Source organism: Calidifontibacillus oryziterrae, assembly GCF_000331575.1.
GTDB classification, from domain to species: Bacteria; Bacillota; Bacilli; order Bacillales; family Bacillaceae_J; genus Calidifontibacillus_A; species Calidifontibacillus_A oryziterrae.
This window is the reverse complement of sequence record NZ_KB223527.1, coordinates 1498629-1512852: the sequence shown is the minus strand read 5'-3', so window position 1 is coordinate 1512852 and position 14224 is coordinate 1498629. Positions and strand designations below refer to the sequence as shown.

Genomic DNA, 14224 nt, shown 5'->3' with positions numbered 1-14224 from the left:
TTTTCATACGAGAATTTTAAGAATTCACTTCGTTTATCTCTTGAATTTGTAATTTTGTTGATTTGCGTCCTTGCGTAATAGTTAGTATTTTAATAGTAGCTGGCTCAAAGACTATAGGTATACCATGGACTATGCAAAGGATTTGGTTTCTACTAAAGCTAGAAGGCTATTAAAGGAGTGAAATCATGGAAATTGAAGAGTATGATGTTTCCTTTTTGGTCATAATGCCAAACAAACAACTCCATAAAATTGTGACCTATGTTTGTTTGTCAAAGGAACATTTTAATAGAAATCCAACATTAAATAGAGAGGAGGTCATTTTAAAAAATGGGTTATTTTTATTGACTGACCGATACAATATAAAGCCAGAGTCTGTCATAAGCGTAGTAAATTATAAGCCAGTCGAATTAATGAAAGGGATATTTTAAATGCTATCAAGAATAACTTCGTCATGAACATTGATTACAGGAGTTCAATTAATGAAAGGGGTATTTAAAATGCATAGCGTTATCGATGGATTAATTAATACAATAATACTTAAGTTAGATTACGTATGTAGGGAAATTGAAATACTACGCAAAAACACAATTTCAAATGATGAATATGAAGCTCTACAAAAACAAATTGAGATTATTTCGATTCAAGTTGCTAAATCATCAAACCTACGAGGCAACCGAGTTATATTTATTCCTCAGCGTCCTACAAGTTCAAACGAAAGAGATACTTCAGATAATTAATCTTACCCGTCAACTCACACCATAGAGTTAATTATAATAATTTCAAAAAATAGATATTCTATTGTTTCTAATCACAATCCTAAATATCAAATTCCTTATTGATAAAAACACTTGAAAGAATTCTAAGAAAATTGTAATTTGCGGGCTTTTCAACCTAACCACTCAAAAAGATCCTCATCTTGTTCCTTCTATATTTCAATCTTCAAAATGAAAGTCTCCGCTCTTATAGAATCGGTCCCCACGATTCTGCATTTTGCAGATTGAAAATTCATATAGAGGGAACACCCCAAATAATTAAATGAGAGAAATACTAAATTTCATAACCACGAGTGCTTACATTTTGATTTTTTAAAAGGATACGAGAAAAGCGTGAGAAAAATAATAAAAGGACGTGAATAATATGTTTAACCAAGTTACATTAGTTGGTAGAATGACGAGAGACCCTGAATTGCGGTATACCGCAGATGGTGTAGCAGTTGCAAATTTTACACTTGCTTTAAATAGAAATTATAAAAATGCTAATGGTGAATATGATGCTGACTTTGTAAATTGTCATGTTTGGCGGAAACAAGCAGAAAGTACAGCAAACTATTGTTTGAAAGGCTCTCTAGTAGGGATAACGGGGCGCCTTCAGTCAAGACATTATGAAAATCAAGAGGGAAAACGAGTTTATTTGACGGAGGTATTAGTTGAAGATATCAGGTTCATTACTCTGAAAAATAACCACAATGCAACTGCTGAGAATAGATCTGAAAATAATGAGAGTAAATCTGAAAATCCTGAAGCCAAAAAAGAGGAAGAAAGGCTGGAAACACAAGATGTTGGCCAATAGGGCAGGTACCTTCCACTATATAAAAATCTATTATCACGAAAAAGCGGGAGATATGGTAAGATGGACTTAGAGTGGGGGTATTTTAGATGAATGATTTAAATAAAATACTAGAAGAAATTGTAAAAGGGCAAGCAAGAGCGGAGACCAAAATTGATCAATTTGGTGATCGTTTTGATCGAATTGAGGGCAGATTAGACAACATCGATGGAAGTATTGATGGTCTAGAGGTCAAATTTGACGGTCTTGAGCAAAGATTTGACGGTCTTGAGCAAAGATTTGACGGTCTTGAGCAAAGATTTGACGGTTTTGAGCAAAGATTTGATGGTCTTGAAGCCAGATTTGAAGGTCTTGAAGTCAGATTTGATGGTCTTGAAGTCAGATTTGATGTTCTTGAGCAAAAAGTTGATGATATCCATAAGAAGACGATTGAGGGATTGGCACCTTATTTTGCTAATCTAGAAGAGTATATAGAAAATAGCTTTCGTACTGTAAGCAGCAGCTCTAATCGAAATAGCATCGAAATCGATAGACATGAGCGCCTTATCGAGCTTTTATCAAAACGATCTGTACAAAATGAAGCTGATATTTCAGATCTAAAAAGAATAGTAAAAAATCAATAATCATTGTTTACTAAGTGTAGGGATTGATATAGAGTAAAAAAGAACAGGGGGCTGGTCGAAGCTTATCCATCCTGTTCTTTTTCCTTTTTATTAAGTAGCTAATTTTTCAGTAATTTTTTCATATAATTCTTGCCATAACGGCTCCATTCTATTAATAAAATTAGAACGATTTGAAGTAGGCTGGGTTGTTATAGCGTTGGGATTTTCTATAGCTTTATTATTTAAATCTTGCCTCGTTATTTCCTTCGATTTCATTTGGCTTACCTCTCCAATCAAAATAGTCGTTGCTTGAATGTACTTGATAATCGCCGGCTGCTCGTGTTACTCGCTCCAATCATTGCGAAGTGCAAATAACTCCCGTAATTCATCCGTAGAGAGTTCCGTAATCCAATTTTCCCCAGAAATGATGTCGTCGCTTAACGATTTCTTTTTTTCAATCATTTCATCAATCTTTTCCTCTAATGTCCCAGTGGTGATCAGCTTATGGACATGAACAAACCGTTTTTGCCCAATTCGGTAAGCGCGGTCTGTTGCTTGGTTTTCAACAGCTGGATTCCACCATCGATCATAATGGATCACATGATTTGCTGCTGTAAGATTAAGCCCTGTGCCACCTGCTTTTAAGGAAAGAATGAGAATTTTTTGGTCACCGTTTTGGAAGGAGTCAATTATATTGTCTCGTTCCTGTTTTTTTAAGCTTCCTTGGAGAAAATGGACGGTTTCCTGAAAATGTTCGCTAATTAACGTTTGCAACATTTTCCCCATTCCAATATATTGAGTGAAAATGAGACAGCTTTCACCTTGATCCAATATATTTCTAACTAATTCCATTAGCTTTTCCGTTTTATGAGAACGGTTTACAAAAGATATATTAGAAAAATCATTTTTATGTGATTGAACTCCAACGTCTGAATCCAACAAGTCGTCCGTAAGAGTGCGAAATGCATGGGAATCATTCAAATTGCCATTATGGGAATCATTCAAAGTGACATTATGGGAATCATTCAAAGTGCCATTTTTATAAGAAGGAGCTGCAAATGTCCCTTTCAATAAATCCTCCTTTAAATAAAGGGCCGGATGGTTACATATTTGCTTTAATTTTAGCAACATTGATAAAATAAGGCCGCGCCGTTCCATGCCAGATAGCTTTTCGATTTTTTCAAAAGTATCTTGAATTAGCTGTTCGTATAACGAAGCCTGCTCTACAGTTAACGGAATATATTCTTTTTGCTCTTGTTTGTCCGGTAAATTTAGGCTGACACTTTCGTCCTTTTTTGTACGCCGTAATAAAAATGGCTTAACAAGCTGCTGTACTTGCTTAATCTTCTTTTCATCATTGCTTTTTTCAATAGGCGCCACGTATCTTTTTGTGAATGAAGTTAAGCTCCCTAAATAGCCCCTATTCATATAATCAAAAATGGACCACAGCTCTGTAAGACGATTTTCAATGGGTGTTCCTGTTAAGGCAATGTGATGCTTACCTTTAAAGCTACGAATTGCTTTTGATTGCTTTGTAAAAGTATTTTTTATATTTTGCGCTTCATCTAGGCAAATCGTACTCCACATACTATTTTTCATATCATCCTCGTCAATTTGGGCTAACCCATATGATGATAGGACGATATCATAATTTTTTATAGTAGCTTGGAAATCCCCGTCTTTTTTACGCGATGTGCCGTAGTGTAAATAAACCTGTAATGATGGAGAAAACCTTTCTAGTTCCTTTTGCCAATTCCCAAGTACGGAGGTTGGACAAATAATTAGTGCAGGCATCTTAGGTTTTTCTTGCTCTTTTACATATAAAAAATAAGTGATCATTTGCACTGTTTTACCAAGGCCCATATCGTCTGCAAGACAAGCACCAAAGCCAAACCTTCGCAAAAATAGAAGCCATTCAACGCCTTGCTTTTGATATGGACGGAGTTCACCATGTAAATCATCAGGGATTTGGATTGACGGAATAGAATTAACATTATGCAAATGGAATAACAGCTTTTCCATATGCTTGTTTAGTTCAATTTGAATTTGTGAGAGCGGGTTATCACGTTCTTCACTATGGTTTGTTGCTATTTCCTCAGCCTTCAGCCATTCCTGTGCCATTATATCTTGGAAGGATAGTCCCTCTTTTTTCACTTTTGTCATAATTTCTTTGACTTGTTTTATGAAAGTTGGGTCCAGCTTCATCCATCGGCCGTTTACTTTTATTAACCGTCGGTTTTGTTCAACCATTTTCAAAAAATCAGTTTCATCTAATTCAGTATTTCCGGTTGCGAGCTTCCAGTCAAAGTCACCAATTGCTTGCAATCCTAGAATAGACTGCTGTGCTGATCCAACAGAGGAGCGAAGCTGAATTTTAAGCTTTGGATTTAGCGCTTTAATTTCTTGCCACCATGATGGCAAAAGAATTTCAACACCTGCCTCAGCTAATTGAATGCTCGATTCAGTCAAAAATGTCCAGGCTTCATCTTCACGTAGAGAATGAATCATTCTTGAATGGCTGCTAGAATTTGCAGGACCCTCTGTCAACCTTGGCACCATTTTATTTTGTAGTCTATCATTTGCTGGAAGGAGTGAATCTTCATCAATTATTTTTTGTAGTCTATCATTTGCTGGAAGGAGTGAATCTTCATCGGATTTATTTTGCAAGTCCGTGGTGGTTTCAAGGCTGTAATTCTCAAGATCAAGTTCATTGGACGTTACTGGAAGCTGTAACCACGGAACAATTTCAAACCAAATCTGCTTGCTTTTTTCAATTTTTCCAAGGTGGTCATACCATTCAGTTGGAATCAAGAAAAGGGCCCGATCATCATTCCAATTTATCAAGAAATTTGGATTTTTCTTGTCTCGTAAAATAATATCTAATGTCCAAGTATTTGTTAAGTCATTTGTATCATGACCATCATGAACACTACTCTTTAGTGCGAACGCCTCATCGTCGCTATCAACCGCAGGAATTTTAGCATTGTCCGCAAGTCCAAACGCCTCATCGTCGCTATCAACCGCAGGAATTTTAGCATTATCCGCAAGTGCGAACGCCTCATCGTCGCTATCAACCGCAGGAATTTTAGCATTATCCGCAAGTGCGAACGATTCAACGGTATTATCAAACTCTGACATTTTGTCATTTTGACCAAAATCAAGCGTCTTAACATCATCCTGCGGCTCGGTTAAGCGAAGCTCGATCGTAAACGGTGTCAAATCCTGCTTCCAGCCAATTCTCTCCAACCACAAGTCCTCATGAAAGGATATACCGGAATCACCTTGCTTGTTTGCCGACAGAAGCGGGAATTTTTCTAATATATTAGCCCAAATAGAACGTAGCTCTATGTCATTTTGGATATATTCTGTTATCGCAATCGATATCCACTTTTTTACAAACGACATCATAAATAAAGAATCTTCACACTCTATTTCTTCACTTTCCAGAAGCAGCTTCCAGCCAATTTGTCCTTCTTTCCATTGCTCAAAGTCAGGTGAAAATCGCCCTAAAGAAATCTCCTTATAAATAACAGGAGCCCATTTTTGTAGCCATTCGACGCGATGGCTAGATTGAAATTCGAAAAGAGAGATATTATAATAACGTGAAAAATAATGCAATGTTTCCCATGCAGACAGGAGAACCCCTTCATTCATTTCGGGAAAATTTGTACCATAAAAGCTTTCCTTATGCCAACAAAACATCAGCTTCTTCCATGCCTGAAGAGGTGCTCTTCTCCCTTTATAATCAACATAGTTTGCCCAAATAAAAAACTGTTTCGAATCGATATAATCAATTTGAATTTCATATTGAAGTTGTTGTTTAATCATTGATTAATTTTCCTTTCCCTTTTCGCAGCTCCTCTTGAAAGGCTCTTAATCTTTTGTATTTTAATGCTAGATGGTTGATATAATTCTCCCAAATCAATTCTTCTTTTAAAGCTCGATAGTGAGTTCTTAATTTGCGCAAATACTTTGCAGCTTGTCTGTAAGCATTGCGATTTTTCAAATTAATTTGTTCCTCAATAGCGTTGTGATAGAGAGGTAAAAGGCAAGAACGATCAACACTTTCCACCTTTTTCATATCATCTTCGTCTATATATTCAATCGATATTTCATTAAAAAGCTGCAGCTCCACCCAGCTTCGGTAATCTTTATGCTCCATTAAATAATTGGAAAAATCACTGAAGCTATATGGGAGCCATGCCTGTAATGTATGAAAATAAACAGATTCCAAATTATTTTCATCACTATATTGCTTTATAAAATATAAATAAAAGTCTGCCAACTCTCGTTTATGTTTTTGATCGCCATATTGGTGAATATATTCTCCCATTCGCTTGTTGATAAATGGTAGCCAAACTTCAAAACGGTTCCATCGTTTATAATGTGCCAGGGTTTTGACCCATGTTGTATAAAAATAAAGCTCATAATGATTTCCGTTTGTTAGTCTATTAATTGCTTCGTTGTCTTGTTCTAATAAAAATGATAGATGGGCCAGTGCCAATCGACACTCTGACGAAAAATTAATTTTTCCTAACTTTTTCAGATGTTCTTCCGTTTTCATACGAATAGATAATTTTTGCTCGAGTTCTTCAATTAAATTTTTTGAGTACGATAGGAGCGGGCATAAATATTGAAAAAGACGAAATCGTTCAAATTGAAAATCTCTAGAGAGAAATAAAAGCTCAAGCATTCGCTCTGGAGTTTTACTTATAATCATTTCATCCTGCTCGGTAGGAATAAGGCTTTTTTCCTGAATTGTTACAATATGGTCATCAATGTCATGGCAAAGTTCGTCTAAATACTTTGTTGTGTATTGATGGGCGTACATAGAGACAGGAGCATTGCTAGCTGACTCGAGAATTTTTTCAAACGTAAAAATAGCTTCGTGTATTTCAAATAAGATCGACCCAACGAGTGACGATGGTTTTGGAGCATTCCCTAAAGTAGGATAAAACTCTTCAAAAATAGTTGTAACTAGAACTGTATTTCGATTATAGCTCCAAAAGTATGATGTCTTTTGCTCTTGTCTTTTTTGGAAATACTCATAATTTTTATTGAAAAAGCTGTACCAATTTTCTAAGGAATATTCTTCATACGGTAGTATTCGCGCGTTTGGTCTTGATTTAGCATCGTATTTGTTCGGTAGTATTTCAGCATCGCCTTTTTCGGCTCCAGTGTTGTTTTGCATCAATTTAGCATTGTTTCCAGTCAATACGGAATTAATTTTCGTAAATCCAGTATGGTTTTCCGCTGATCTAGAACCATTTTTCATCAAACGAGCATCGTTATTTCTCGACCTAGTGCTGTTTTGCATCAATCCAGTATCGTATTCCGCTGAACTATTATCATTTTTCTCTAATTCAGCATTGTTTCCCAACGAACTATTATCATTTTGCACCAATCCAGTATCGCTTTTCCCAACCCAAGTGTTGTTTTGCAGTAAATTACCTTTGTTTCCAGCGAGCTCAACGCCACTTTTTTTCAACTTCGCTTCATCTTTTATTGACTCAACATCATCCTGCACCGAAGAAAATATTTGTTTTTGCTGATGCAACATATCTTTCCCACTGTTTTTCCAGGCGTTAAAATATTCACCAGGGCTATTAAACAACGAAAAGGCATAAAACAAAGTAGCTAATTTATGTTCACAAAAGAGTAATTCCTCACATTGACAATAACTTACCTCAATAAAATCAAACACCAATTCCACATCAAATTGTCGGCCGTTATCTAAAACAGTTGCTTTGATCGTATCATCAGAAGCGGAAGCATTATAAACAGCACCATTTCGATATAAGAAAAGTGATTGTTTAACAATTTTTACTATATGCTCATCACACGGATCAAGTATTGAAAAAACTTTTTCAATACTGTCGGTAACCTTCGCTTTTGGAAGTTGCTTTATTAACATTCATTTACACCACCACTTCAAACTGCAAACCATCCCTCTATTATAACCTAAAACAGCCGTAGATTAAATTTAGACCTTTCATCTAAACAAAATTTGTACCAAAATGATCAAATTACATCTTGCTAGTTTAATTAACGATCTAACTTTTACCCATATTGGGGTGGAATTTCCCATATCAATCTTTACAAAAATTTAATAAAAAAATTGTGGGTTTATGTTTGAAAAAAGTGTAATAAACATATATAGTTATGAAGTACACTTGCTGACTAACCGGTCAGACGTTAGACAATTAATAATATTCCGGTGCCAGGGCGGTGTCCATAGAGGGTACCACCAAGGTTCCTGACCCCGGCAAAATTTGGTAAATGGCAAATAGAATGCTGCTTTATTTAAAGGAGTGATTAAATGTATGATAAGAAACAACAAATAATCGAAGTGGGTATGAAGCTTTTTGCGGAAAGGGGCTTTCATAGTACGTCCATTCAAGAAATTGCCGATCATTGTGGAATATCAAAGGGAGCTTTTTATCTTCATTTTAAGTCGAAGAAGGATTTTACAGTCGCGATATATAGGTATTACTATGATACGGTGAAGAATCGTCTGGATGAAGTTGGCGCGCGTACAGATTTAAGCCCATGGCAGAAATTTGAATTAGAAATTGAAGTGTTTTTTGAAGAATTTATGAGAAAAAAAGAATTTATTATTATGCATTTCCAAGAACATTTTTCTATACATAAAGAGCTGGAGGTTCTTGTTTTTAAAATGAGGATTGAGGCCCATGCTTGGTATGAGAAAAATTTATTGGAAATTTACGGTGACGAAGTAAAGCCATTTATCGTAGATGGCATTATTTTAATTGAAGGATTAGTAGATTCGTATATGAAGGTCATTCTGTTTGATGGTGTAGATTTAGATTTGAAGGAGTTTTCAAAATTCCTTGCCAGAAGGGCGGATGATGTGATTAGAGGTATGCTCAATAAACAAGAAAAACCGCAACTAAATAAAGCAATGTTTAAGCCTCTATATCAAATAAACGACCGAAATGAATTGAGGGAAAAGGTTAATACGATTTTAGTAGATATGAAGGAAAGGTTACCAAATTTAGTTTTGGAAAAAACTAAATTCGAAGATTTGGATAAAACACTTGATTTTCTGTTAAAGGAAGTAAAGAAAGAAGAACCTGAAAAAATTATTTTTCAAGGGATGCTATCTAATTTTCATGGCGTTTCAGAACTAGAAGATAGCCGTCAACAAATTGCCGACTTGTTGGAAATTAAGCTAATTTCTTAAAGCTTAAAAGGTAATTTTAAATGTGAACGTTGAGATTAATTGAGTATTGATTAATTTTCTCGCAAAAATTTTTTATATATTACGAAACCTTTTTATATGTTCATTCGTCAATGATAATTGGGGATTTTTACTGGAAATAGAATCATAGGTAATTTGTTCATACGTAATTTGGTAATGAACATGACAAACAAGAATTTTGGACTAATTAGAAATTGCAGTGCCAACCAATAGGAAGGAGTTTTATAATGAAACAAACTTTAATAAAGCCCTTGAAAATAGGGGTAGCACTTTTTGCTACATTCACGATAGCTCTAGCAGGGTGTTCGGGTAAGCCGGTAGATCAAGCTACACAGGAGGAGAAACAAACTCCAGTAAAAGTAGTGAACGTGGAAAATAGCTCGCTAAAAATAGATACCGAGATTGTCGGGACAATGAAGGCTGATGTCAATGTAGCAATTATGCCGAAGCTGTCTGGTGAATTAGTAGCTCTTAATGTAGAAAAAGGAGATCAAGTAGATAAAGGGCAAGTACTTGGGAAAATTGATGATCGTGACTTGCAAACAACTTTACAATTACAACAAGCAGCGTTGCAAGCTCAGCAAGCAGCATTGGAAATTGCAAAGGCAAGTGAAAAAGCTGCGAAAACGACAGTGACTGCGGGTGATTCAGCTTTAAATGCAGCGCTGATTAATTGGCAAAATGCCCAAAAAGACCTTGAAAGAACGAAAGCTTTATATGAAGACGGTGCCGTTTCAAAGGTTGAATATGAGGCAGCTATTACTAGGGAGCAAAATTCAAGACTTCAATATGAACAAGCAAAAATTGATATTGAAAAAGCTGAGATCGGTGTTGAAAGCTCCCAAGCTCAATTAAAGCAAACAGAACTATCTGTCAAACAGGCGCAGGATCGTTTAAAGGATGCGACGATAAAAGCAACTCAAGCAGGTGAGGTTGTGGAGGTCAATGCAAAAGTGGGAGATACAGTTGGTCCACAATCACCGCTGTTTACAATCGTTTCTCTTGATCCAATGATCATTGAATCAACGGTTAGTGCCGGTCAATTAAGCTTGTTTAAAGAGGGTATGAAGGTAAATATTGACGTACCAGTCTTAAACAAAAAATTTATTGGCGAAGTCAGCTTTATTTCACCAGTTGCCAACCAATCAGGTCTTTATGTTGTTGAAGCAAAAATTGAAAATAAAAATAAAGAAATTAAGCCAGGTATGATCGGAAAGTTTGTGATTGATCAAACTTTAGTTGAAAAAGCAATCATTGTTCCAACCTCAAGCATAGTTGAACAAGGCGGCGTTTCGAAAATATTTATAGTTGAAGATGGCAAAGCAGTTGAAAAAGAAATTGAAATCATTCAAAGCCAAACAGATTTCACAGCTATTAAAGGTGATGTAAAAGCGAATGACCAAGTAGTATATAAAGGTCAACTCACATTAGTGGATGGAAATCTTGTAAAAATCATTGAGGAGGACAATTAATCTTGAAACTAGTAGATGTTTCTGTCCGTCGCCCTGTAGGCGTATTAATGATTGTTCTTGCCATCTTAGCATTAGGCTTTGTTTCATTTTCAAATTTAAAGGTTGATTTGTATCCAGAGGTTGATTTACCAATCGCTGTTGTTGCTACAAGTTATCCAGGTGCTGGACCTGAAGAAGTTGAAAAAATGATAAGCAAACCAATGGAGGCCGCATTAACTTCGATTGAAGGTGTGGATACAATCCAATCGCAATCAATACCTAGTTCTTCACTAGTCGTTTTAATGTTTACGTCGGGAACAAATTTAGATAATGCACTTCTAGAAGTAAGGGAAAAGGTAGATCAAGTAAAAGGGATGTTACCTGCAGACGGTAATGACCCGTCTGTCTTACGATTTGATCCACAACAAATGCCAGTAATGTGGCTGGGGCTAGTAGGTGACGACATTGTCCGGCTGCAAGATATCGCTGAGGAAACGGTTCAACCTTTATTAGAAAGGGCTGAAGGGGTTGCCTCTGTATCGATTGAAGGCGGAAAGAAACGGGAAATAAGGTTAGAGCTAGACCGCGCGAAGCTTGCGCTTTATAAGCTAACCCCAAATCAAGTTGTTCAAGCGTTACAGGCAGAAAATCGTTCAGCTTCAGGTGGTACGATCACAAAAGGTGGTCAGGACCTACAAATTAGAATTGATGGGGAATTTACGTCACTTGATGATATTAATAATACACTTATTTCACTTCCTACTGGTGGGCATGTGAAAGTAAGTGACGTTGCAACGTTAAATGATACGTATAAAAAGCAAACGTCTGTATCAGTTGTAAACAACGAATCATCGCTAGTTCTTTCCGTCTTGAAAAAATCAGATGGAAATACAGTTGAAGTAGCAGATGAAGTCTATGAATCGATGGAGAAAATTAATGAACAGCTACCGGAAGGTATTAAGATTATAAATGTATTTGATACATCAACGTTTATACGTGATTCGATTAGCTCTGTTTCATCGAATATGATTACGGGTGGCCTATTAGCGATCTTTGTGCTATTGGTATTCTTGCGTAGTATGCGTCCAACGTTAGTTATTGCTGTGTCAATTCCGTTTGCGGTTATTGCCACGTTCGTAATGATGTATTTTGCTGGTCAAACCTTAAACGTTCTGTCGCTCGGTGGCTTGGCGCTCGGTGTCGGGATGATGGTTGATAACTCGATTGTTATTTTGGAAAATATTTTTAACTATCGTCAAAGAGGAGCTTCTGTAAAGGAAGCTGCGATTAAAGGGGCATCAGAGCTAGGGTCCGCTGTAGTTGCGTCAACAACAACAAGCTTAGTTGTATTTTTGCCAATCGTTTTCGTTGATGGAATTGCTTCTGAACTATTTACACCATTAGCGTTAGCTGTATCATTCTCGCTGATTGGCTCTTTAGCTGTTGCGATTACGTTAGTACCAGTTTTAGCATCAAAGCTATTAACGAAGCCGGTCGTGACTGAAAAAACAAAAAAGAGCAAGTTTATACAGTTTTTTGAGCGATTTTATGATTTTTATAAAAAAACACTCGACTGGGCTCTCCGCCACAGGAAAACAACGGTGGGAGTAACGATCTTACTATTAATTGGAAGTTTAACGTTAACGCCGTTTCTTGGAGCAGAAGCGATTCCTGCTTCAGACCAAGGACAGCTTCAAATAACGTTTGAAACACCATCTGGTACAACGCTTGAGGAAACAAATGATATTGCGAACCAAATCGCAGAACGAATGGAGCCTTATAAAGAAATACTTGAAACGAATTATTTATCGATTGGTGCTAGCCATGTTGGCGGTCAAGGAAATACAAACTTTGGTAATTTCCAAATCCAATTAGTAAAAAAATCAGAGCGGGATTTAACAACTGACGAGTTTGTTAACGAATTGTCAAAGGCAGTTGAAGACATTGCTGGTGCAGAAATAAAAGTTGCAGAAATGTCAGCAGGCTTAAGCTCTGGTAAACCAATTAGCATTAGCATTCAAGGTGCAGAACAAGATATCCTTGAAGAAATTGCTGAACAAATCACTTGGGTCGTTGAAGATGTGGAAGGAACGACGAATGTAGAAAGCTCAATATCTGAAGGTCGACCTGAAATTCGCGTTGAAGTGAACAAGGATGTTGCAGCGCAATATGGGGTCACGTATCAGCAGGTTATGAGTGAGGTTGAAGTTGGGTTTAATGGTAGACTGGCAACCGTATTCCGTGAAGATGGTAGTGAATACGATGTTCGCGTTATCTTACCAGAGGAAGAGCGAGTAAAAATTAGCGATCTAGAAAACATGTTTATGCAAACACCAAACGGTACACTATTACCGCTTTCAGCTGTTGCAGAATTAAAACAACTTCAAGGTCCTGCACAAATTACTCGTGAAAATCAACAAAGACAAATTAATGTTTCAGCCGATATAAGTGGACGCGACTTAGGAAGTATTACAAGAGACATTACGTTAGCATTGGAAAGTATGAACTTCCCTGAAGGGTATAGCTATTCAATGGGTGGCGAAGTTGAGCAAATGAATGAATCGTTTTCACAGCTGGCGTTAGCATTAGTATTCTCAATTTTCCTTGTCTATGTTGTGATGGCTGTACAATTTGAATCTCTTATTAACCCATTTGTTATTATGTTTGCAATGCCAACAACAATAGTTGGAATTATTTTCGGCCTATTCATAACAGGTCAGCCGTTTAGTATTCCAGCCTTTATCGGGGTAATTATGCTAGCGGGTATCGTTGTAAATAACGCGATTGTGCTCGTCGATTATATCAATATTTTAAGAAGTAGAGGGATGGAACGTACAGAAGCGATCCTTCAAGCAGGTCCAACTCGTCTACGTCCGATATTGATGACAACATTAACGACAGTACTAGGTATGATCCCACTTGCACTAGGATTTGGAGAAGGGGGCGAAGCGCAAATACCGTTAGCAGTCGTTATAATCTTCGGCTTATCGGCATCAATGTGCTTTACATTATTATTCGTACCAGTTATGTACACAATCTTAGAAGACAATGCAAAATGGCTGAACAAATTCTTTAAGAAAATTGGCGGCAAAATCGGCCGAATCGGCAAACTCGGTAGAAAGAACAAGCAACCTGCCGAAGATACTCCTGCAGAAATGTAAAATTTTTCCGGGGTCAGGAACCTCTATGGACACCACTGTGTCCCTCCGGAAAATGGAAACTAGCTTAAGCGAAAAATATAGATCAATTTGATGAGCAATTTATAGAGATGTAAATATGTTTTTGTGGTAAAATGGATTATACGGGGTAGGGTATCAACGACGGGTTATACTAGCCTTACCCCTTACATATTTACAAAAAGCCTACTATTAGGAGATGAGATT

The 14224-nt window shown here is 36.7% G+C and carries 9 protein-coding genes and 2 pseudogenes; 7 read left to right on the top strand and 4 right to left on the bottom strand.

All coding sequences use genetic code 11. The features are described 5' to 3' along the window. Nucleotides 1-185 precede the first annotated feature (185 nt). From D612_RS0115905 to D612_RS18830, 4 genes are all read left to right on the top strand, one after another. On the top strand, nt 186-428 hold the full coding sequence (locus tag D612_RS0115905) for a hypothetical protein (protein ID WP_017756487.1): 243 nt from the start codon (nt 186-188) through the stop codon (nt 426-428). Between the two features lie 69 nt (nt 429-497). Beyond that, the gene (locus D612_RS0115900; RefSeq protein WP_154649497.1) at nt 498-737 is read left to right on the top strand and encodes a hypothetical protein; all 240 of its coding nucleotides are present in this window, start codon (nt 498-500) and stop codon (nt 735-737) included. Between the two features lie 400 nt (nt 738-1137). Then, nucleotides 1138-1569: a single-stranded DNA-binding protein gene (gene ssb / locus D612_RS0115895; RefSeq protein ID WP_017756485.1), complete on the top strand. Its 432-nt coding sequence runs from the start codon at nt 1138-1140 to the stop codon at nt 1567-1569. Nucleotides 1570-1655: 86 nt separating this feature from the next. Continuing rightward, entirely contained in the window at nt 1656-2189 is a 534-nt protein-coding gene (locus D612_RS18830; protein WP_017756484.1) for a hypothetical protein, read from the top strand. Between the two features lie 90 nt (nt 2190-2279). On the opposite strand, the gene D612_RS19570 is transcribed toward D612_RS18830, so the two are convergent. From D612_RS19570 to D612_RS0115875, 4 genes and pseudogenes are all read right to left on the bottom strand, one after another. Beyond that, the gene (locus tag D612_RS19570; protein WP_017756483.1) at nt 2280-2444 is read right to left on the bottom strand and encodes a hypothetical protein; all 165 of its coding nucleotides are present in this window, start codon (nt 2442-2444) and stop codon (nt 2280-2282) included. Between the two features lie 66 nt (nt 2445-2510). Continuing rightward, nucleotides 2511-3056: pseudogene (locus D612_RS20070) on the bottom strand (DEAD/DEAH box helicase); the annotation flags it as partial. Between the two features lie 216 nt (nt 3057-3272). Then, nucleotides 3273-4676 (bottom strand): annotated as a pseudogene (locus D612_RS20065) (DEAD/DEAH box helicase); the annotation flags it as partial. 1312 nt (nt 4677-5988) lie between these two features. Continuing rightward, the gene (locus tag D612_RS0115875; protein ID WP_017756481.1) at nt 5989-8082 is read right to left on the bottom strand and encodes a hypothetical protein; all 2094 of its coding nucleotides are present in this window, start codon (nt 8080-8082) and stop codon (nt 5989-5991) included. A 405-nt stretch (nt 8083-8487) separates the two neighbouring features. Here D612_RS0115875 and D612_RS0115870 point away from each other — a divergent pair, with 405 nt between their 5' ends. The 3 genes from D612_RS0115870 (at nt 8488) to D612_RS0115860 (ending at nt 14002) form a co-directional block, all read left to right on the top strand. Further along, on the top strand, nt 8488-9372 hold the full coding sequence (locus tag D612_RS0115870; RefSeq protein ID WP_017756480.1) for a TetR/AcrR family transcriptional regulator: 885 nt from the start codon (nt 8488-8490) through the stop codon (nt 9370-9372). Between the two features lie 245 nt (nt 9373-9617). Beyond that, nucleotides 9618-10862 carry an efflux RND transporter periplasmic adaptor subunit gene (locus D612_RS18820; protein WP_017756479.1) on the top strand — a complete coding sequence of 415 codons (1245 nt, stop codon included), beginning with the start codon at nt 9618-9620 and terminating at the stop codon, nt 10860-10862. A 2-nt stretch (nt 10863-10864) separates the two neighbouring features. After that, nucleotides 10865-14002, top strand: coding sequence for an efflux RND transporter permease subunit (locus tag D612_RS0115860; protein ID WP_017756478.1), 3138 nt, complete (start codon nt 10865-10867; stop codon nt 14000-14002). Nucleotides 14003-14224 lie beyond the last annotated feature (222 nt).